Source organism: Streptomyces sp. NPDC091682, from assembly GCF_044756625.1.
Classification (GTDB): domain Bacteria; phylum Actinomycetota; class Actinomycetes; order Streptomycetales; family Streptomycetaceae; genus Streptomyces.
Map to the genome: position 1 here is coordinate 151,259 of NZ_JBIVTH010000006.1, position 20,420 is coordinate 171,678.

The following is a 20,420-nucleotide window of genomic DNA, read 5'->3' on the forward strand; positions in this document are numbered from 1 at the left end:
TGAGACTGCCCGGATCCGTAATCCCCTGCGAAGGTGGAACACGTGAAGGCTATCCGTCGATTCACCGTGCGCCCCGTCCTCCCGGAACCCCTGCTGCAGCTGACCGAGCTCGCGCGCAACCTGCGCTGGTCGTGGCATTCCGAGACCCGTGAACTCTTCCAATCCGTCGACCCCGAGGGCTGGCAGGCCGCAGGCGGCGATCCCGTCCGGTTGCTCGGCGCGGTCTCCGCGACCCGGCTCGCCGAACTGGCCGCGGACCGCCGCTTCCTGCGCCGGCTCGCCGTCGCCGCCGCCGACCTCGATGACTACGTGAACGGCGGGAGGTGGTACCAGAGCCAGGAGAACGGCGCGGAACTGCCCTCCGCCATCGCCTACTTCTCCCCGGAATTCGGCATCACCGCCGCCCTGCCGCAGTACTCCGGCGGCCTCGGCATCCTCGCCGGGGACCACCTGAAGGCCGCCAGCGACCTCGGCGTCCCGCTCATCGGAGTGGGCCTGCTCTACCGCCACGGCTACTTCCGCCAGTCGCTCTCCCGCGACGGCTGGCAGCAGGAGCACTATCCCGTCCTCGACCCCAACGAACTCCCGCTCGGCCTGCTCCGCCAGGACGACGGCACCCCCGCCCGCGTCTGCCTGACCCTGCCCGGCGGACGCACCCTGCAGGCCCACGTCTGGCAGGCCCGCGTCGGCCGCGTACCCCTGCTGCTCCTGGACTCCGACGTCGAGGACAACGACGCCGCGGCCCGGGAGGTGACCGACCGGCTCTACGGCGGCGGCAGCGACCACCGGCTGCTCCAGGAGATGTTGCTCGGCATCGGCGGCGTGCGCGCCGTGCGCGCGTACTGCCGGATCACCGGACACCCCGATCCCGAGGTCTTCCACACCAACGAGGGGCACGCCGGATTCCTCGGACTCGAACGCATAAGGGAACTGGAGCGGGAGCAGGGCCTCGGCTTCGACGCGGCCGTCGAGGCGGTGCGCGCCGGAACCGTGTTCACCACGCACACCCCCGTCCCCGCCGGGATCGACCGCTTCGAGCGCGCCCTGGTCGCCCGGCACTTCGGGGAGGGCGGCGAACTGGCCGGCGTACCCGTCGAGCGGATCCTGGAACTGGGCGCCGAGACCTACCCCGGCGGCGACCCCGGGGTGTTCAACATGGCCGTGATGGGCCTGCGCCTGGCCCAGCGGGCCAACGGGGTGTCCACCCTGCACGGCGCGGTCAGCCGGGAGATGTTCGCCGGGCTGTGGCCCGGCTTCGACCCGGCCGACGTGCCCATCACCTCCGTGACCAACGGGGTGCACGCCCCCACCTGGGTGGCCCCCGAGGTGGTCCGGCTCGGCGCCCGCCAGATCGGCGCGGGTCGTACCGAGGACGCCCTGTCGGTCGGCGGCTCCCCGCGCTGGGACGCGGTCGCCGAGATCCCGGACCAGGACGTGTGGGACCTGCGGCGGGTGCTGCGCGAGCAACTGGTGCAGGAGGTACGGGACCGGCTGCGCGCCTCGTGGCGCCAGCGCGGGGCCGCCGCGGCCGAACTGGGCTGGGTCGACTCCGTGCTCGACCCCGACGTGCTGACCATCGGGTTCGCCCGGCGCGTGCCCTCGTACAAGCGGCTGACGCTGATGCTGCGCGACCCGGACCGGCTGCGCAGGCTGCTCCTGGACCCGGAGCGGCCGGTCCAGATCGTGGTGGCGGGCAAGGCGCACCCGGCCGACGACGGCGGGAAGCGGCTCGTCCAGGAACTGGTCCGCTTCGCGGACGACCCGCGGGTACGTCACCGGATCGTCTTCCTACCCGACTACGGCATGGCCATGGCGCAGAAGCTCTACCCGGGCTGCGACGTCTGGCTGAACAACCCGCTGCGGCCGCTGGAGGCGTGCGGTACGAGCGGGATGAAGGCCGCGCTGAACGGCTGCCTCAACCTGTCCGTGCTGGACGGCTGGTGGGACGAATGGTTCGAGCCGGACTTCGGCTGGGCCATCCCGACCGCCGACGGGCTCGGCGCGGACGAGGACCGGCGCGACCACCTGGAGGCGAGCGCCCTCTACGAGCTGATCGAGAACCGGGTCGCGCCCCGGTTCTACGACCGGGCCGGGCACAGCGGGCTCCCGGTGCGGTGGATCGAGATGGTCCGGCGCACGCTCGTCTCGCTGGGACCGAAGGTGCTCGCCGGCCGGATGGTCCGGGAGTACGTGGAGCGGCTCTACACGCCCGCCGCGCTCGCACACCGGGCCCTGGACGCCGGGGCGGCCCGTGACCTCGCCTGGTGGAAGGGGCGGGCCCGGGCGGCCTGGCCGCGGGTCTCCGTCGAGCACGTGGAGACGCTGGCCGCGGCTCCGGTGGGCGGCACCGCCGAACTGGGTGCCACCCTCACCCTGCGCGTGCAGGTGGCGCTGGACGCCCTCACCCCCGAGGACGTGGAGGTGCAGGCCTTCGCCGGCCGGGTGGACCCGCAGGACGTGATCCGGGACGGGCGGAGCTTCCCGCTCAAGCCGGCCGCGGGGCCCGATCTGGAGGGCCGCTGGGTGTACGAGGGCCCGCTCGCCCTCGACCGTACGGGGCCCTTCGGCTACACGGTGCGCATCCTGCCCGCACACCCGCTGTTGGCGACCCCCGCGGAACTGGGCCTGGTCGCGGCCCCGGTGGAGACGGACGCGGGGGGCGGGGTGCTGCTGCGGTAGGCACCGTGGCGGTACCGGTTCAGGGGGCGGGCGGCGGATCCACCAGCCGCTCGCCCTCCACGAGCATCCCGGCCCGCTTGACGCTGCGCAGGGCCGGGATCACCTCCACCTGCCCCACGCCCTCCACCGCGCCGATCCGCTCGGTCAAGTACGTGTACAGCGCGTCGGTGTCCCGGCACACGACCACCGCCATCAGGGAGGCCGCCCCGGTCACGGCCGCTGCGAACGGTACCTCGCGGTGGCTCGCCAGCGCGGCCCCCACCTCCGCCAGCCGGGCCGGCGGGACGGTCAGCACCATCGTCGCCTCGGCCTCGTAGCCGAAGAGCGAGGGGACGAACTCCACGTCGAAGAAGAGCGCCCCGAGATCACGCAGCCGTTCCACCTTCCGGCGGGCGGTCGACTCCGACAGCCCGGTGGCGCGGGCCAGTTCCGGATACCCGGCGCGGCCGTCCCGGCCCAGCACCGCGAGCAGCGCGGATTCCGTCCCGTCCAGGGCGTACCGGTCCGGCCCGGGCGGGGCCACGGGCCGTTCCAGGGCCGCGATCTGATCCGGGCGCAGTACGTCCACGCCCGCCCACGAGTCGGGCCCGCCGAAGAACTTCCGCAGGATGGTGTGGGCGCTGATGCCGGTCACCCGGCGGGTGCGCGGCAGCTTCTCCAGCAGCAGGGTGTCCCGGTCCCTGCGGGTACGGGCCCGTGTCATGCAGTGGACCTCGGTGCCGCCCGAGTTCAGGGTCACCCACGCGATGTCCGGGCGGCGGGCGAGCGCCTCGGCCACCGGGAGCGCCGCATCAGGGGCGCACTGCACCCGCAGCCAGGACTCGAACAGGCCGACGCGGCTGCCCTGCGGCAGCCCGACCACCCGGACCAGACCGGCGGTCCGCAGCCGCCGGTAGCGGCGCACGACGGTCTGGTCGGAGACCTCCAGCACCTCGGCGAGCCGGCTGAAGGAGGCCCGGCCGTCGATCACGAGGGCGTGCACCAGGCACTGGTCGAGTGCGTCCAGCTGCGTCTCGTTCATGGTTTCCATCATGGCAGGGGACCTGATGAAGGAAATCCGGCAGGAGCGGGCCGCTGGATGGGGGAAGGGAGGCGAGCGGTGGGAACTTGAGGTCACCGCGGACTCGCCCGCGACCCCGCCCCTGCGCACACCCGAGGAGAACTCCCATGCGCAAATGGCTGCCCCTGACGGCCGTCTGCCTCGGGGCATTCATGCTCCTGGTCGACGTCACGATCGTGACCGTCGCCCTGCCCGACATGTCCGCCGACATGGCCTCCGACACTTCCTTCGGCGGATTCGCCGGCCTCCAGTGGGTGATGGACGTCTACGCCCTCGCCCTTGCCGCCCTGCTGCTGGGAGCGGGCTCGCTCGCCGACCGGATCGGCCGCCGCCGCGTCTACCTCATCGGGCTCGGACTCTTCGCCGCCGCCTCGATCGCCTGCGGGCTGGCCACCGGCTCGGCCGAGCTGATCGCCTTCCGCGCTGTCCAGGGCATCGGCGGAGCCGCCATGTTCGCCACCACCATGGCCCTGCTCAGCGCGTCCTACCAGGGCCGCGACCGCGGGGTGGCCTTCGGGGTCTGGGGCGCGGTCAACGGTGCCGCGGCCGCGGCCGGGCCGATCATCGGAGGGCTGCTCACGGAGAACTTCGGCTGGCGCTGGATCTTCTTCATCAATCTGCCCGTCAGCGTGCTGGCCGTGTACGTCACCCTCACGGCGGTGGCCGAGTCCCGCAACCCGCACGCCGGGCGCCTCGATCTGCCCGGCATGGCCACCTTCACCGCGGGCGCCGCGGCCGTCACCTACGCCGTGATCCGCGTCGGCGAGAACGGCTGGGGCTCGCCCGCCACCCTCGGCCTCCTCGGCCTGGGCGTGGCCGCCTTCGCCGCCTTCGTCCTCGTCGAACTGCGCAGCAAGCGCCCGATGCTGGACCTCTCGCTCTTCCGCAGCCGGATCTTCGTCGCCGTCATGGCCGCCGGACTGCTGCTGTCGGGCGCCGCGTTCTCGTACCTCATGTACGTCTCCCTCTGGCTGCAGTCCGTCGAGGGGATGAGCCCGGTCGGCGGGGGCCTGGTGCTGCTGCCGCTCAGCGCGGCCGGCTTCGTCGTCGCTGCGGTGGCCGGACGGCTGCTGCACACGGTCCCGCCCCGGCTGACCATCGGCGGCGGACTGCTGCTGATCGGCTTCGGCGCGCTGCTCCAGGCCTGGATGCTCGACGCGGGGGACGGCTGGACCGCCCTGGTGCCCGGGCTGCTCGTGACCGGCGTGGGGGTGGGTGCCGCGACCCCGGCGCTGGCCGCCACCGCGATGGCGGCCGTGGCCCCGGCCCGGGCGGGCATGGCGGGCGGCGCCCTGAACACCGCACGCCAGCTGGGCACCGCCCTCGGTATCGCCGTGCTCGGTGCGGTCTTCCACACGGGGCTGCGCTCCGAGCTCGGTGAGGGCGGCCGGGGGCTGGCGCAGACGCTGGCCTCCGGCGGCGCCGGAGAGGTGCTCGCCGAAGCCCCGGCGGGCGCGGCCCGCGAGGCGCTGACGGGGCTGGTGGCGGCCGCCTTCGCGAGCGGTCTCCGCGAGACGTTCCTGGTCTCGGCCGCGATGGGGCTGGCCGGTGCGGCGGCGGTCTTCCTCCTGCTCCGCGGTGGGACGCCGGCCGCCGCGGCTCCGCTCCCGCGGCCCCGCGCGCAGTCCACCCGGGCTCAGGACCCGGCGGGGGAACCGGCCGTACGGGACTGAGGTCGTACGCGGGGAGACCGCGCGGAGGGCCGTACGGCTAGGACCCTCATGGGTGAACCTTCGAACGTACAGGGCATGCCGAATCGATTCAGCGGGGTGCCGCGCTCCTACGCTGCCCGAGGATGCCACCGGACCGGTATCCGCGGAACCCGAGCAACCCGAGGAACGGACTCCCCCATGCGTCTTCGCTCGACCGCCGCCGCGTTCGTCGGCGCTCTCGCGCTCGCCCTGCCCACCGCCGGCCCGTCGGTGGCCGACGACCACGGCGAACGCGCCCTCGGCACGCTGCACTACCAGTACCTGGACGCGGCCGGCTCCGAGAGAAGGGGCCAGATCCGGCCCGCCGACAACGACACCTGCTACCTGCTGACGCGCACCTCCCGCGACGAGCCCGCCATCGAGGTGCGCAACGAGACGGAGTCGCTGGCGGTCCTCTTCGACAACCGCAGCTGTGACGGCGAGGCGGAGAAGGTGCTGAAGCCGGGGGAGAAGGCGAAGCGGGTGGAGGTCGTCTCCGTCTACTTCAAGCCGGTGACCGCGGAGGACTCGGCGACCGGCGGTAAAGGTGGCACCGGCGACACCGGTGGGAACGGCACCTGGCCGGGTCGGGACGACCGGCCCCGGGACGACGAGGCCGACGAGGACCTGACCGACGGCAGCACCGGCAGCACCGGCGGGAACGGCGGGAACGGTGGCACCGGCGGGAACGGTACCTGGCCGGGTCGGGACGACCAGTCGCGCGACGACCAGAGCGATCAGGGCGACCAGAGCGACCAGAACCAGAACCGTGGCGACGAGGAAGAGGAGGAAGACCTCCTGACCGCGATCTTCCGCGCCCTGGGCTGACGTACGCAATGGAACAGGGCCGCCCGGGGAGGGATCCTCCCGGGCGGCCCCGTGGTTTCACTGCTCAGCCGTGGTTCACCCTGCCCGGTGGGGTCAGAAGGTGAGCTTCCAGCTGTTGATGTAGCCGGTGTCCAGGCTGGCGGCGTCCCTGACGCGGAGCTTCCAGGTGCCGTTGGCGACCTCGGAGGAGGCGTTCACCGTGAACTGCTGGACGATGTTGTCCGCGCTGCCGCCGGTGCGGTTGCGCAGGTTGTAGACGCTGCCGTCGGGGGCGACCAGGTCGACCACCAGGTCACCGACGTAGGTGTGGACGATGTTCACGTCCACCTTGAGGGCGCTCGGGGCGTTGCCCGTGCGCGTCACGTTGATCGGGGACTCGACGGTCGCGTTGTCCGCGATCTGGTAGTCCGTGGTGTTCTCGAAGACGCTCGGCTGCGTGGTGCCGACCGTCCAGGTGAACGCCGCGGTACCGGTCTGGTTCTGCGAGTCGGTCACCGTCACGGTCACGTTGGACGTGCCCGCGGTGGAGGCCGTGCCCGAGATCAGGCCGTTCGAGGAGTTGATCGACAGGCCGGCCGGCAGGCCGGTCGCCGCGTAGCTCAGCGCACCCGGGTTCGTGCTCGTGGCCTGGACCTGCAGGCTGACGGCGCTGCCCGTGACGGTGTTCTGGTTGGCGATCGGGGTGACCGTGACGCCGTTGGAGATGCGGGATCCGACGGCGACGCCGGCCCACGCGTTGGCGACGTTGTTGTAGATCGTCGAGCCCTGGCCGTAGAGGTCGGCGGCGGCCTTCAGGGTCTGGACGCGGGCGTCGGCGTAGTTGGTGTTCGACTTGAAGTAGCCCACCGTCAGCGCGCGGAACCAGATCTTCGAGGCGGCGTCCCGGCCGATCGCGGTGACGGGCAGGTTGTCCGCGGTCGGCGAGTTGTAGCTCACGCCGTTGACGACCTTGGCGCCCGAGCCCTCGGAGGCCAGGTAGTACCAGTGGTTGGCCGGGCCCGAGGAGTAGTGGACGTCGATGCCGCCGAGGCCCGAGTACCAGCTGTCCTTGGACGATCCGTCCTTGCTGGGCTTGTCCATGTAGCGCAGCGGGGTGCCGTCGCCGTTGATGTCGATCTTCTCGCCGACCAGGTAGTCGCCGACGTCCTGCGGGTTGTTGGCGTAGAACTCGACGGCCGCGGCCATGATGTCCGAGGTCGCCTCGTTCAGACCGCCGGGCTCACCGCTGTAGGTCATGTTGCCGGTGACCGAGGTCAGACCGTGGGTCATCTCGTGCGCGGCCACGTCGGTGGAGGTGAGCGGCTTGTTGTTGCCCTCGCCGTCGCCGTACGTCATGCAGAAGCAGGAGTCGCTCCAGAACGCATTGACGTAGGCGTTGCCGTAGTGGACCCGGCTGTACGGGGCCACGCCGTCGTTGCGCAGGCCGTTGCGGCCGTGCACGTTCTTGTAGTAGTCCCACGTGGCGGCGGCGCCGTAGTGCGCGTCCGCGCCCGCCGTCTCCAGGTTGGACGGCAGGTTGTTGCCCCAGATGTCGTCCGGGCCGGAGAACAGCGTGCCGGTGCCGGAGCCGGTGCCACGGTTGAGGTTGTACGTCTTGTGGCTGCCGCGCGCGGCGTCGGTCAGGTTCCAGGTGCTGCCCGACTGGGTGGTCCCGAGGGTCACCTGGCCGCTGTACATCGTGTTGCCGGTGCCGGTCTCGATGGCCTGCCACTCGGTGATCTTGGCGCCGGTCTTGGCGTTGGTCACCACGTGGAGCTCGTTCGGCGTGCCGTCGTGCTGGAGTCCGCCGACGACGGTCTCGAACGCGAGGACCGGCGCGCCTTCGGCCGCCCAGATCACCTTGCGGGCGCCCTTGGACGCCTTGGCCTCCTTGGAGCCCTCGGCGCTCGCGGCGGAGACGGCCTGGCTCTCGGCGGCCGCCGGGGTGACGGTGGCGCTGGTGTCGGCGACCTTGATCTCGTGGTTGGTCGCCTTGGTCACGCTCTTGGTGACGCCGTCCTTGGCGTGGACGGTGAGGTCACCACCGAGGACCGGGAGGCCGTCGTAGGTGCGCTCGTAGGTCGTGTGCGTGGTGCCGTCCGCGTCCTGGACCACGTCGCGGACGACGAGCTTCTCGCCGCTGCCGAGGCCGAGCGCCTTGGCGGCCTGCGCGGTGGTCGAGTTGGCCTCGGCCAGGAGCGTCGCACGCTCCGAGGCGCTGAGTGCGCGGTTGGCCGCGCCCGGGTTGGGCTGGGAGGCCGTGGGTGCCTGTGACGCGGTGGCGTCGGCGGTTGCGGTGCCGGTCTGTATGCCGACGGCGAGCAGGGCTGCCGCAGCAACGAGAGCGCCGGCCGCGGTGGCACGCCTCTGGGGGGTGGACCTCAACGCAGACTCCTTCTGCAAGGGGGGTTCCGGATGGCTGGGTGGGCCTCCGGGCAGAGCAGGGCTGGTGCGATGAACGGTCGAAGATTGCCACTCGCGGCGGCAGATGTCAGGGCCGCGTCAAAAGGTTGGCCGGAAAGGGTTCGTTGTTCGAAGATACGTATCCGGTATCCGGACCATTCACCTTCGTGTGCTCTACCAGGCCAGCCAGCATGCGGAACGCCTGCTACCGGTTGCTAACACTTGCGCAACAAGAGACTGCGTTGACCCAAACGGCATTTACCGTACGGGTGTTTGTCGTACTGTTTCCCGGTGCGGCAGATGTTCGTTGCCAGGGGAAGCGATGGGCACCCGCCACTGTCATAGACCACGTGCCAGGGGGGCCCATGAGGCATGTCCATATTCCTGCGCAAAGAGTGGCCCGAGCGGCCCGGGAGTCTCTTGCGCCCGTACGGCGCCTCGGGGACAAGGCCCGTTGGTACCGCCCGGCCGCCGTCGCCGCCGATTTCCTCGGCGCCGCGATCCCGGTAGGACTCGTTTTCGACGCCGCGCAGCAGGTCCGACCGGTCTACTGCGCCCTGGCCGCCGCCGTGGCGTGGACCGGAGTGCAGGCGCTGCGCCGGCGCTACGCGACCCGAGCGCTCGGCGAGTCCCGCGGCGTCCTGCCCGTCGTACACGACTGGCTGATTCTGATCGGCGTGCTGGCCGTGGCGCGCGTGGTGACCGAAGAGGCCACCCCCCGGCTGTCCGCCCTCGGGGCCCTGTTGCCCGCTCTGCTCATCACCGTCGCCGTCCACAAGCTGACCTACCGCCACCTCTCGGCCGCGCGCCGCGAGGCCCAGGCCGTCAGCCGGGTCCTGGTCATCGGTGAGCCCGATGCGGCCGAGGACGTCATCGCGCACCTCGCCGCCCGCACCGACCACCCGTACGTCGTCGTCGGCGTGGTCCCGGTCGGTGCCGGGCCCCTCGCCAGTGGCGTACCCGTGGCGGCGCGGCTCGACGGAGGCACCTGCGAGACCCCGAACGGCGACTCGGCGGCCGTGCTCGGCGCCGTCGCCAGCCACCACGCCGACCTGGTGCTCGTCGCCCCCGGCGTGCGGATCACGGGGGAGCGGCTGCGCCGGATCGCCTGGGCCCTGCACGACGCGGGCCTGGAACTCGCCGTCTTCCCCGGGCTGGTGGAGGTGTCCGTCAAGCGGCTGGAGACCCTGTCCGCGGGCGGGCTCGCCGTGCTGCGCGTCGCGCCGCCCGTCAGCCGCGGGGTGCAGACCCTGCTCAAGTCGGCCCTGGACCGGGTGGGTGCCGCGGCCGGACTGTTGCTGCTCTCCCCGTTCCTCCTGGGGATCGTGCTGGCCATACGGTTCGGCTCGCGCGGCCCGGCCTTCTACCGCCAGCGGCGGATCGGCCGCGACGGGGTCCCGTTCGTCATGTGGAAGTTCCGCACGATGGTCGTGGACGCCGACGCCCTGAAGGCCGAGTTGTCCGGGTCGAACGAGAACGACGGCCTGATGTTCAAGATGCGCCGCGATCCCCGGGTCACCCGGGTGGGCCGGCTGCTGCGCCGCACCTCGCTGGACGAGCTCCCGCAGCTGATCAACGTGCTGATCGGCAACATGTCGCTGGTCGGCCCGCGCCCGCCGCTCCCGGAGGAGGTGGCGAAATACGACGAGGTCGAGCTGCGCCGGCTCACCGTACGGCCCGGGATGACGGGACTGTGGCAGATCAGCGGACGGTCGGACCTGTCCTGGGACGAAACCATCCAGCTCGACCTGCAGTACGTCGACAACTGGTCCTTCACCAGCGACGTCGACGTCATGGGCCGTACGCTCCGCGCCGTCGTAGACGGTCGCGGAGCGTACTGAGGGGCCCGGGCCGCCTGTGCGATCAGCTCTGCTCGCGCCACCACTTGTACGTGGCGGCGATGCCCTCCCGCAGCGGGATGCCGGGCTTCCAGCCGAGCGACGTCAGGCGGCTCACGTCCAGCAGCTTGCGCGGGGTCCCGTCCGGCTTGGACATGTCCCAGGCGAGCCGGCCGCGGAAGCCGGTCACCTCGGCGACCGTCTCGGCCAGTTCCTTGATGGTCAGGTCCTCGCCGCAGCCGATGTTGACGGGCTCGTCGCCGTCGTAGGTGTTCAGCAGCACGGCGCAGGCCGCGGCCAGGTCGTCCACGTGCAGGAACTCCCGGCGAGGGGTGCCCGATCCCCACAGCGTGACCTCGTCACGGCCCTCGGCGGCGGCCTCGTGGAAGCGTCGGACGAGGGCCGGCAGGACGTGCGAGGACTCCAGGTCGAAGTTGTCGCCCGGGCCGTAGAGGTTCGTCGGCATGGCCGAGATGTAGGAGGCCCCGTACTGCTTGCGGTAGGACTGGACCTGGACGATGCCGGCGATCTTGGCCAGGGCGTAGGCCTCGTTGGTCGGCTCCAGGGGGCCGGTCAGCAGGGCGTCCTCGTGGATCGGCTGCGGGGCCAGCTTCGGGTAGATGCAGGACGAACCCAGGAACAGCAGCCGGCCCACGCCGGCGGCGTGGGCGCCGCCGATCACGCTGAGCTGGATCTGCAGGTTCTCCTCCAGGAACTGCACCGGGTACGTGCTGTTGGCCATGATCCCGCCGACCTTGGCGGCGGCCAGTACCACGGCGTCCGGACGAACGTCCTTCAGGTACGCGGCGGTCGCGGCGGCGTCGCGCAGGTCGAGGTCGGCGCGGCCCCGGGTCAGCACCTCGTGGCCGTCGGCGGTGAGTCGCCGGGCGACCGCGGACCCCACGAGGCCGCGGTGGCCCGCGACGAAGACGCGGGCGTTCGGGGGCAGGAGCGGCAGCGAACTTGTCATACCGCCGATGATGCCAGTCCGCTCCCGCGGGGGTGGCAGTGGTCCACGGCCCGAGCCCGAGCCCGATCCACCGGCGCGGCCCCGGCCGCGGCTGACCTCCCGGTCCAGGGCGGCGGTCCGCGCCCGGCCGTCGGGCCGGTCGGGATTTCGGCCGGCTCCGGAACCGGGGGCGTGCCGGGCGGCGTCAGGACCACGAGACGGCGGGCGCCCCGCAGGGGGCGTCCGGGGGCGGCCGTGTACGGTAACGCAATCCGGCCCCCGGGCCGCGGCCGGGCCGTTCGGTGCGACGCCCGAAGGCCCGCTCCGCACCCACTCCGAGGCACCGCCTCACCACGACCGACAGAAACAACCAGCAAGGGGACCCCATGGGCAAGACCGCACTGATCACCGGAGTCACCGGACAGGACGGCTCGTACCTCGCCGAGCTCCTGCTCTCCAAGGGCTACACGGTGCACGGGCTCGTGCGGCGGTCCTCCAGCTTCAACACGGAGCGGGTCGACCACATCTACCAGGACCCGCAGACCGCCAACCGGTCCTTCGTCCTGCACCACGCCGACCTCTCCGACGGCGTCGCCCTCGTGAACCTGCTCCGTGACATACGCCCCGACGAGGTCTACAACCTCGGCGCCCAGTCCCACGTCCGCGTCTCCTTCGACGCCCCGCTCTACACGGGCGACGTGACCGGCCTCGGCGCGCTGCGGCTGCTGGAGGCCATCCGGGCCAGCGGCGTCGACACCCGCATCTACCAGGCCTCGTCCTCCGAGATGTTCGGCTCCACCCCGCCCCCGCAGAACGAGCAGACCCCGTTCCACCCGCGCAGCCCGTACGGCGCCGCGAAGGTCTTCGCGTACTGGACCACGGTGAACTACCGCGAGGCGTACGACATGTTCGCCGTCAACGGGATCCTGTTCAACCACGAGTCCCCGCGCCGCGGCGAGACCTTCGTGACCCGCAAGATCACCCGCGCGGTGGCCCGCATCAAGGCCGGTCTCCAGGACCACCTCTACCTCGGCAACCTCGACGCGGTGCGCGACTGGGGCTACGCCCCCGAGTACGTGGACGCCATGTGGCGGATGCTCCAGCAGGACGAGCCCACCGACTATGTCGTCGCCACCGGGGTGGCCGCGACCGTCCGCGAGTTCGTCGAGTCCTCCTTCACGCACGCCGGTCTCGACTGGACCGACCACGTGCGCTACGACCCCAAGTACGAGCGCCCGAGCGAGGTCGACGCCCTCATCGGCGATGCGTCCAAGGCCCACGACCTGCTTGGCTGGAAGCCGACGGTCCTGGTGGCCGAGCTGGCGCAGATCATGGTGGACGCAGATATCCGTCAAGTCGAGGACCAACTGGCGGGCGTGACGGTCCGTATCGACCGCTGAGGCCTTATATTTCCCCTACGGTTTGCCGTGTTCCGGCCATACTCCGCAGCTCTGCAGGGGTGTGGCCGGGGTAAACCTGCCGTATGTCGCTTGTGCACCCTCCATGCTGAACCTGTTGATTCCAAGTTGGTATGCAATGGGTCAAGAGAGGTGACCGGGCCTGCACGTGAGCCCTAGTCTGCGCCAGTACATATGGCTGTTCGGATAGTTCCAGCCATCAAACCGGGCAATTGCCCTGGGGGGCTCATGCGTAGATCCAGAGGGCTGACTGCCGCCCTCGTACTGTCACTGGCCGGTGCGGGCACCGGCATAGGCCTGGTGCTGATGCCTGAGGCGTCCGCCATCACGGCGCCAGTGGCATTCACCGCCGACGAGCTGCCGACCTGGCAGACGAACGGCGTCGTCTGGGCGATGGCCCAGGCCAACGGCACCGTCTTCGCCGGCGGCACCTTCTCGGCCGTCCGTCCGCCCGAGGGCGTGGCCGGCGCGGAGCAGAACGCCGTGAACTTCGTGGCGCTCGACGCCGCAACCGGCAATCCCACCTCCTGCAAGCTGGCCTTCACCATCGGAGACGGCACGGCGACCGTCCGTACCCTGGTCGTCTCGAAGGACAAGAAGACCCTCTACGCGGGCGGCAACTTCGGCGCGGTAAACGGGACCCCGGTCTCCAGCCTCGCCGCGATCGACATCGCGAGCTGCACCCCCAAGGCATCGTTCCACCCGAGCTTCCCCGCCACCGTGCGCGCGCTCGCCGTCACCGACGACACCCTGTACGCGGGCGGCGACTTCGGCACGGTCGAGGGCCAGACCCGCGAGCGGTTCGCCGCCGTGGACGCCTCCTCCGGTGCGCTGAAGCCCTTCGTCGCCAACGTCGACGAGCCGGGCCGCGCGGTCGAGGTCACCCCCGACGGCAAGAACGTCCTCCTCGGCGGCGACTTCTTCACCGTCAACGGCTCCAACAGCCACGCCCTCGCCGTGGTCAACGCCACCACGGGCGCGGTCACCAAGACATACAGCAACATCCCGTCGAACTCGGTCGTCAAGGACATCTCCACCGACGACACCGGCTTCTACACGGGTCACGAGGGCTCCGGCGGCGGCGTCTTCGACGGTCGCATCGGCCTGCGCCTGAGCGACTTCACCGAGAAGTGGCGCGACCGCTGCCTCGGCGCGACCCAGTTCGTCCTGCCGTACGAGGGAGTGCTCTACAGCTCCTCGCACGGGCACGACTGCTCCACCGAGCTGGAGTTCCCCGACGGCAAGCGGAACTTCCTGCTGGCCCAGCCGACCAACCACGAAGGCGCCGCCCCCGCGCCCGTGGACGGCTTCGTGCGCGGCCCCGGCAAGCTCGGCTGGCACCCCACGGCCAACGACGGCATGGACGGCACCGAGGGCATCGGCCCGCGCGTCATGGCCGTGGCCGAGAAGAACGACGTCAAGTACATGTGGGTCGGCGGTGAGTTCACCCTCATCAACGGCAAGCCGCAGTGGGGCCTGACCCGCTTCGCCTCCAAGGGCGACGTCGGCGCCCCGACCACCCCGGTGGCCAGCGCCTCCAGCGTCAAGCCCGGCGAGGTCCAGGTCCGCTGGCGCACCAGCTACGACGCGGACGACAGCAAGCTGACGTACCGCATCTACCGCAACGGCTCGACCACCCCGGCCGCCACCGTCACCGCCAGCTCGCTGGAGTGGGAGCGCCCCCAGGCCTCCTGGAACGACACCACGGTCAAGGCCGGCCAGAGCTACACCTACCGGGTGACCGCGACCGACGCCGCCGGCAACACCAGCGCCCTGTCGGCCGTCGCCTCGGTGACCGTCCCGACCTCGGTCCAGTCCTACCCGAACCAGGTCCGCACCGACGGCGCCGACCTCTACTGGCGCTACGACGACGCGGTCAGCCCCTACGTCGCCGACTCCTCGGTGTCCGGCAACCGCAGCGGCATCCAGCTCAACACCCCCGCCCTGAAGCAGTCGCCCGGTGCCGTCTCCGGCAGCACGGCGATGGGCTTCAACGGCACCAGCCAGCAGGTGTACAGCGACCGCCGTCAGACGGTCGGCAACACGTTCACCATCGAGACCTGGTTCAAGACGAACACCACGCGCGGCGGCAAGCTCATCGGCTTCGGCAACAACCAGGCGCGCAACAGCGGCTCGTACGACCGCCAGATCTACATGACCAACACCGGTCGCCTGGTCTTCGGCGTCTACAACGGCTCGACCCGGACCGTCTCCACGGGCCTGTTCGAGACGTACAACGACAACCAGTGGCATCACGTGGTCGGCACCCAGGGCCCCGGCGGCATCACGCTGTACGTCGACGGCCAGAACAAGGGCTCCCTGAACGCCACGAGCAACACCACCTACGCGGGCTACTGGCACGTCGGCGGTGACAACCTCAACAACTGGCCGACCCGTCCGACGAGCAACTTCTTCGCGGGTCAGCTCGACGAGACGGCCGTCTACCCGTCGGCGCTCACCCAGGCCCAGGTCAAGAGCCACTTCGACCTGGCCAAGGCGCCCACCGACACGGTCTCCGCGGTCAAGACGACCGAGGACACCTACGTCAACCAGGGCGCTCCGAGCACCGCCTACGGCACGTCCACCTCGCTCGCGGTGCGCGGCAGCGGCTCGCTGTACGAGACGTACATGCGCTTCAACCTGCCGGCCGCCCCGGCCGGCCAGGTCCTGAAGTCCGCCTCGCTGCAGATCAAGACCAGCACGCAGGCGAACTCCGGCACCACCGACACCGTCAAGGTGGTCCCGGTGACCGGCAACTGGACCGGCGCGGGTACGACCTTCACCACCAAGCCCACCCTCGGCACCACCCCGCTCGGCACCATCGCGGGCGTGCCGGAGGGCTCCGCGGTCCACAACGTGGAGCTGGACACCGCCACGGTCTCCGCGGCGCTGGGCACCAGTTACGGCCTGGGCCTGACGAGCACGGGCACCGACCCGCTGTGGATCTGGTCCGCCGAGGCCACGGCCGCGGAGGGCACTCCGCAGCTGGTCCTCACCTTCGGCGCGAAGTAAGCGACGGAAACCGAAACAACCGCCTGACGGCGTGCGGGGTCCGGCCCTCTGTGGCCGGGCCCCGCTGCACACCCCCTTGAGTACGGGAGCCTTCCGATGTACCGACGCTCCGCAGCGGCTGCTGTCCTGCTGGCCGCCGCCCTGACGCTGACCGCCTGCAGTTCCGGCGGTGACAAGGCCGACGCCGGCGCCGAGCCGAAGCCCCCGGCCTCGTCGTCGGCCCCCGACCCGGCGGATGCTCCGCAGCCGTCGACCGACCCGAACGCGAAGCCGACCGGCCCCGTCCTGCCGGACGCGAAGATCACTCCGAAGACGGGCAGCTTCACGGCGGAGGAGAAGAAGTACCTGAGCGGGCGGGTCCCCGACAAGGTGGACCCGGCGTCCGTGCTGCAGGGCGGCCAGGACGCCTGCCAGCGGGTGCAGCGCACCGCGAAGCACGACAAGGACGCGGCGACCGGAGCCGTCATCACCGGCGAGATCCCGGGCGCCAAGGACGCGATCACCCTCCTGTGCCCGGACCAGAAGCCGATCCTCGCCGCGGCGGAGAAGGGCTTCCCCGAAGGCCCCCGGCCCTCGCCCGCGGCGGGCAGCTACCGGGCGCTCACCCAGGCCACGAACTGCACCTGGGAAGCCAAGGGCAAGGACGGCGCCACCCTCGCCTCGGGCCCCGAGACCCCGCCCAAGGCGGGCGACAAGATCACGGCGACGATCCCGGCCGGCACGGCGGAGTTCAACTCCTCCGGCTGCTACGCCTGGATCCCCGCGTAGCCGACCGACGACGCCCCCGAGGACCGGACTCCCGGCCCCCGGGGGCGTTTTCGTACCCCGAAGCCGGGTACCCGCGCGGACACAGTCCCGACAGCGGAAGGCGGACCCATGGGCATCGGCGGATGCATCGTCCTGATCGTGGTGGGGGCCGTCCTCACCTTCGCCAGCGACTGGGAGCTGGAGAGCGTCAACCTCGACCTGGTCGGCCTGATCATGATGGCGGTCGGCGGCATCGGCCTCGCGGTCTACACGAGCATCTACAAACGCCGCCGCGTCCCGGGCACCGCGATCCCGGTGGTGGACGACCGACACCGGGACGTCATCTGACGCCGCGGATGCATTTGTGCGCTCCGGCTAAGGGGCGAGTGAGATGTTGCCGACGGCCGTGGACCATTCGATGCCGGAGGCGGGCCGGATGTAGGCGAGTCGGACCCAGCGCTCCTGACCGTCGTGATTGAGTACGCTCTCGCACACGACGGCCATCAACCGGCCCCTTCCCTTCGACGCGATGTCTTCCACGACATGCCCGATCCACGGGTGATGCTCATGCCCGAACGAGCCGCCCCCGGTCATCGCTCCTCCTGCTGCCTGCCGTAGTGGGTGGCCGCTGCCGTGAGGAAGCGGGTCCAACCGCGTGCGGCGAGGGCGAGCAGGCGCGAGCTCGGGCCCGGCGGGAGTTCGGGCAGCGCTACCTTGCGGCGCCTGCTCGTGCGTTGCTGACTCATGGTTCGGACTCCAGGAGAGTGCGGAGCCGGAGGGTGTCCGGACACCCCGTAGGAAACCGCGCTGAGTAGTGGACGCATCACGGCCTGTGCGGACGTTCGGGGACGTCCGGAGCTACCGTTGAAACGTCCCGGCGTCCCACGGGGAAGGCCACCCTCATGGCGAACGAGCGTCTGCGCGCCTCGATCTCGGCGAACTCCGCCACCATCCAGTCGGTTGCTGTGCAGGTAGGGGTGGACCCCAAGACGGTGGAGCGATGGATCACGACCGATCGGACTCCGCACCGCACCCACCGATGGAAGACCGCCACCTTCCTCGGCGTGGACGAGGTCTATCTCTGGCCGTCGATCGCCCGGCAGGCCGAGACGGCGAGCGCTTCCGAGCTGGTGACGTACTACCCGCACCGAGGTGTCGTGCCCGCCGATCTGTGGTCATCCCTGATCGACAACGCCGTGAGCCACGTCGAGGTCCTCGTCTACGCCGGCCTGTTTCTCTTCGACGGCCATCCAGAACTGGCCGAACGGCTCTCCCGCAAGGCACGGGCGGGCGCCCAGGTACGCATCCAGCTGGGGAACCCGGCTTCCGAGGTGCTCCGGCAGCGAGGCGAGGAGGAGGGCATCGGCGCGGACCTCGCCGCCCGTGCGCGCATGACACGGCGCTACCTCGAACCCGCCATGGCGACACCGGGGGTGGAGGTCCGGCTGCACGAGACCATCCTCTACAACTCTCTGTACCGCTTCGACGACGACGTACTCGTCAACCCTCATGTGCTGGGAGCTCCCGCGGGCCAGAATCCGGTCCTGCACTTTCGCTACATCCCCGGCGGCCGGAGCTTCAGGCACTACATGAGGAGTTTCGACTACGCCTGGGATCGAGGCACTTCGGCCTAGGGTGGCGGTCATGGCCCGAGTGGACTACTTCGACGACCCCAACGCGCCGGTCGCGAACAGCATCGTTCCGTCCGTGACCGCGGTCGCCCTCGACGACGACGGCCGGGTCCTGCTGATCCACAGAACCGACAACGACCTGTGGGCCCTACCGGGAGGAGGCGTGGACACGGGAGAGTCCGCCGCCGATGCGGCCGTACGCGAGACGCGCGAAGAGACCGGGTTCGACGTCGAGGTGACCGGGCTCGTCGGGCTCTACACCGACCCGCGGCACGTCATCGCGTACGACGACGGGGAAGTCCGCCAGCAGTTCTCGATCTGCTTCTCGGTACGCATCGTGGGAGGGAAACTCCGAACGAGCAGCGAGAGCAAGGAAGTGGCCTTCCTGGCTCCGGATGAGCTGGATGCGATGCGGATCCATCCGTCGATGCGGCTGCGCATCGATCACGGGATCGCCGATCGGTCCGAGCCCTACATCGGCTGATTCGTCATCGCGGCGTCGGCGCGGGCGACCGCTGCCGCCAGGTACGGGACGGCTGCGCTGATCGCCGTGTGGACCTCGCTGCCCGGTGCGTAGCGGGTCAGGATCTCGTCGATGCGTTCGGTGAAGCCCAGCCGCTGACCCGCCGGACCCGTCGTCATGTCGGCGCAGGTCAGCGCGTCCAGGACGGCCGACTCCTCCCGCTCGTACACGGCGAGCTCGGCCGACAGACCACGCTGCTCGGCCTCGTACACGGCTCCGGAGTGGTGGGCGACCAGGCGGACGAGTCGCCCGTCGGCGCCCAGTGATGCCAGGTACCGGGCCCCGTCCAGGGGGTGGAAGCCGCTGTCGCGGAGCTGCGGCGCATAGCCGATGTCGTGCAGCCACGCCGCCGCGACCAGCAGCTCCCTGTCCGCCTCGGGCACGGACCGGGACAGCTCCCGCGCCCGCTGCGCGACGCCCTGGGTGTGCAGCCAACGGTCGCCCAGCGAAGGCAGCAGGGACTGCGCCAACCAGGCCGCTCCCTGCGGGGATTCCAATGGGGAAGAGGGCATGGCCCACACCGTATCGACGTGGGCCGCCCCCCTCAGTGGCGGATGCGCTCGTAGACCGGGAGGAGGGTGTCCAGGACCGCGTCCATGGAGAAGGACTCCGCGGCCAGTTTGCGGGCCGAGCGGGAGGCCTCGTGGTTCGCGGTCGGGTCGAGGAGGTCCAGGACGGCGGCGGACACGCCCGCCGGGCCGGGGTCGACGGCGCGGCCGGCGCCGGTGCGGGCGATGTCGCGGGCCAGGCCGTTGGAGTGGGTCACCACGGACGGGACGCCCACCGCGAGGGCTTCCAGGACCGACATGGGGAACGGCTCGTCCACCGACGGCAGCACGTACACGTGGGCGCGGCGCAGCTCGGCCAGGACCTCCGCGCTGGAGAGCGCCCCCGGGACCGTGAACCGGTCGGTGAGTCCCAGTGTCCCGATCCGTTCCCGTACGGCGGCCAGCTCGCCCTCGTCCGGCCCGGCGACCACGAAGTGCGCGTCCGGGTGGGCGGCGAGGACCGCCGGGGCCGCGTCCACGAAGTCCACCGGCCGCTTGCGGGCCTGCAGGCGCGCCGAGTACAGGACGCGCGGCGGGCCGCTGGGCGCGGGCCGTTCCTCCTGCGCCGGGGTCCCGTTGACCAGGCGGACCGCCTGCGCCAAGGGCGGCGCGCCGACCACCGCGTCCAGTCCCTCCCGCTCGTGCGGGGTCAGGTACAGCACCGCGTCCGCGCCGCGCAGCAGCCGGCGTACCGCCACCGCGTCCAGCACCTTGGCCAGCAGCTTCTCGCTCGGGTCCACCATGCCGTGGGTCTGCAGCACCAGCGGCTTGCCTGCCCGCAGCGCCGCCAGGGCGACCGGCAGCGTCACCAGGTCCCGGGCCAGGTGGACATGGACGACATCGGCGTCCCGCACCAGCCGGCCGGCCGAGGCCAGCAGGGCGGGCGAGGTCATCCCGCTGAAGCCGAGGGGGAGCAGCCGGCGGGCCGGGAACAGCTGCGCCGGAACGCCCTCCACGGAGGTCGGCCACGGATCGAAGCCCTCGCCGAGCGCGAGCAGCCGCGCCTCGTGGCCCCGGGCCCGCAGCCCCTTCGCCAGGTTCAGCGCGACCCGGACCGGTCCGCCGAACGCGTGCGAGGGGGAGTGGAGCGTGACGGCGTGCAGGACTCTCATCG

General features: G+C 71.2%; 17 protein-coding genes. 10 read left to right on the plus strand and 7 right to left on the minus strand.

What is annotated here, in order from left to right; all coding sequences use genetic code 11:
• Nucleotides 1–42: 42 nt before the first annotated feature.
• Complete coding sequence (gene glgP, locus ACIQK6_RS16015) at nucleotides 43–2,679, plus strand: alpha-glucan family phosphorylase (protein WP_329098954.1); 2,637 nt, start codon at nucleotides 43–45, stop codon at nucleotides 2,677–2,679.
• 19 nt (nucleotides 2,680–2,698) lie between these two features.
• Here glgP and ACIQK6_RS16020 read toward each other — a convergent pair whose 3' ends face one another.
• Nucleotides 2,699–3,700, minus strand: coding sequence for an AsnC family transcriptional regulator (locus ACIQK6_RS16020; RefSeq protein WP_329098953.1), 1,002 nt, complete (start codon nucleotides 3,698–3,700; stop codon nucleotides 2,699–2,701).
• 146 nt (nucleotides 3,701–3,846) lie between these two features.
• On the opposite strand from ACIQK6_RS16020, the gene ACIQK6_RS16025 reads away from it, so the two are divergent.
• Both ACIQK6_RS16025 and ACIQK6_RS16030 read left to right on the plus strand, forming a co-directional pair.
• A complete protein-coding gene (locus tag ACIQK6_RS16025; protein ID WP_329098952.1) occupies nucleotides 3,847–5,412 on the plus strand; it encodes a DHA2 family efflux MFS transporter permease subunit in 1,566 nt (521 codons plus the stop codon).
• 177 nt (nucleotides 5,413–5,589) lie between these two features.
• Nucleotides 5,590–6,258: a hypothetical protein gene (locus ACIQK6_RS16030; protein WP_329098951.1), complete on the plus strand. Its 669-nt coding sequence runs from the start codon at nucleotides 5,590–5,592 to the stop codon at nucleotides 6,256–6,258.
• A 93-nt stretch (nucleotides 6,259–6,351) separates the two neighbouring features.
• Here the strand turns inward: ACIQK6_RS16030 and ACIQK6_RS16035 are convergent, their stop codons facing one another.
• A complete protein-coding gene (locus ACIQK6_RS16035; protein ID WP_329098950.1) occupies nucleotides 6,352–8,622 on the minus strand; it encodes a M4 family metallopeptidase in 2,271 nt (756 codons plus the stop codon).
• A gap of 383 nt (nucleotides 8,623–9,005) precedes the next feature.
• Here ACIQK6_RS16035 and ACIQK6_RS16040 point away from each other — a divergent pair, with 383 nt between their 5' ends.
• Nucleotides 9,006–10,481 (plus strand): sugar transferase, encoded by a 1,476-nt coding sequence (locus tag ACIQK6_RS16040; RefSeq protein ID WP_329098949.1) that lies wholly within the window; start codon nucleotides 9,006–9,008, stop codon nucleotides 10,479–10,481.
• Between the two features lie 22 nt (nucleotides 10,482–10,503).
• Here the strand turns inward: ACIQK6_RS16040 and ACIQK6_RS16045 are convergent, their stop codons facing one another.
• The gene (locus ACIQK6_RS16045) at nucleotides 10,504–11,448 is read right to left on the minus strand and encodes a GDP-L-fucose synthase (protein ID WP_329098948.1); all 945 of its coding nucleotides are present in this window, start codon (nucleotides 11,446–11,448) and stop codon (nucleotides 10,504–10,506) included.
• Nucleotides 11,449–11,813: 365 nt separating this feature from the next.
• On the opposite strand from ACIQK6_RS16045, the gene gmd reads away from it, so the two are divergent.
• From gmd to ACIQK6_RS16065, 4 genes are all read left to right on the plus strand, one after another.
• The gene (gene gmd, locus ACIQK6_RS16050; RefSeq protein WP_329098947.1) at nucleotides 11,814–12,827 is read left to right on the plus strand and encodes a GDP-mannose 4,6-dehydratase; all 1,014 of its coding nucleotides are present in this window, start codon (nucleotides 11,814–11,816) and stop codon (nucleotides 12,825–12,827) included.
• 246 nt (nucleotides 12,828–13,073) lie between these two features.
• Nucleotides 13,074–15,857: a DNRLRE domain-containing protein gene (locus ACIQK6_RS16055; RefSeq protein WP_329098946.1), complete on the plus strand. Its 2,784-nt coding sequence runs from the start codon at nucleotides 13,074–13,076 to the stop codon at nucleotides 15,855–15,857.
• A 96-nt stretch (nucleotides 15,858–15,953) separates the two neighbouring features.
• Nucleotides 15,954–16,625: a hypothetical protein gene (locus ACIQK6_RS16060; protein ID WP_329098945.1), complete on the plus strand. Its 672-nt coding sequence runs from the start codon at nucleotides 15,954–15,956 to the stop codon at nucleotides 16,623–16,625.
• 108 nt (nucleotides 16,626–16,733) lie between these two features.
• Nucleotides 16,734–16,952, plus strand: coding sequence for a DUF6458 family protein (locus tag ACIQK6_RS16065; RefSeq protein ID WP_329098944.1), 219 nt, complete (start codon nucleotides 16,734–16,736; stop codon nucleotides 16,950–16,952).
• A 27-nt stretch (nucleotides 16,953–16,979) separates the two neighbouring features.
• Here the strand turns inward: ACIQK6_RS16065 and ACIQK6_RS16070 are convergent, their stop codons facing one another.
• Complete coding sequence (locus ACIQK6_RS16070) at nucleotides 16,980–17,108, minus strand: hypothetical protein (protein WP_329098943.1); 129 nt, start codon at nucleotides 17,106–17,108, stop codon at nucleotides 16,980–16,982.
• Between the two features lie 86 nt (nucleotides 17,109–17,194).
• On the minus strand, nucleotides 17,195–17,350 hold the full coding sequence (locus tag ACIQK6_RS16075) for a hypothetical protein (RefSeq protein WP_329098942.1): 156 nt from the start codon (nucleotides 17,348–17,350) through the stop codon (nucleotides 17,195–17,197).
• Nucleotides 17,351–17,506: 156 nt separating this feature from the next.
• Between ACIQK6_RS16075 and ACIQK6_RS16080 the strand changes: the two genes are divergently transcribed.
• Entirely contained in the window at nucleotides 17,507–18,238 is a 732-nt protein-coding gene (locus ACIQK6_RS16080; RefSeq protein ID WP_329098941.1) for an XRE family transcriptional regulator, read from the plus strand.
• Nucleotides 18,239–18,248: 10 nt separating this feature from the next.
• Complete coding sequence (locus ACIQK6_RS16085; RefSeq protein ID WP_329098940.1) at nucleotides 18,249–18,719, plus strand: NUDIX domain-containing protein; 471 nt, start codon at nucleotides 18,249–18,251, stop codon at nucleotides 18,717–18,719.
• On the opposite strand, the gene ACIQK6_RS16090 is transcribed toward ACIQK6_RS16085, so the two are convergent.
• Together ACIQK6_RS16090 and ACIQK6_RS16095 are read right to left on the minus strand one after the other, a co-directional pair.
• Nucleotides 18,707–19,270 (minus strand): HD domain-containing protein, encoded by a 564-nt coding sequence (locus tag ACIQK6_RS16090; RefSeq protein ID WP_329098939.1) that lies wholly within the window; start codon nucleotides 19,268–19,270, stop codon nucleotides 18,707–18,709. The genes ACIQK6_RS16085 and ACIQK6_RS16090 overlap by 13 nt on opposite strands.
• A 32-nt stretch (nucleotides 19,271–19,302) precedes the next feature.
• On the minus strand, nucleotides 19,303–20,418 hold the full coding sequence (locus ACIQK6_RS16095; protein WP_329107627.1) for a glycosyltransferase: 1,116 nt from the start codon (nucleotides 20,416–20,418) through the stop codon (nucleotides 19,303–19,305).
• Between the last annotated feature and the right edge of the window lie 2 nt (nucleotides 20,419–20,420).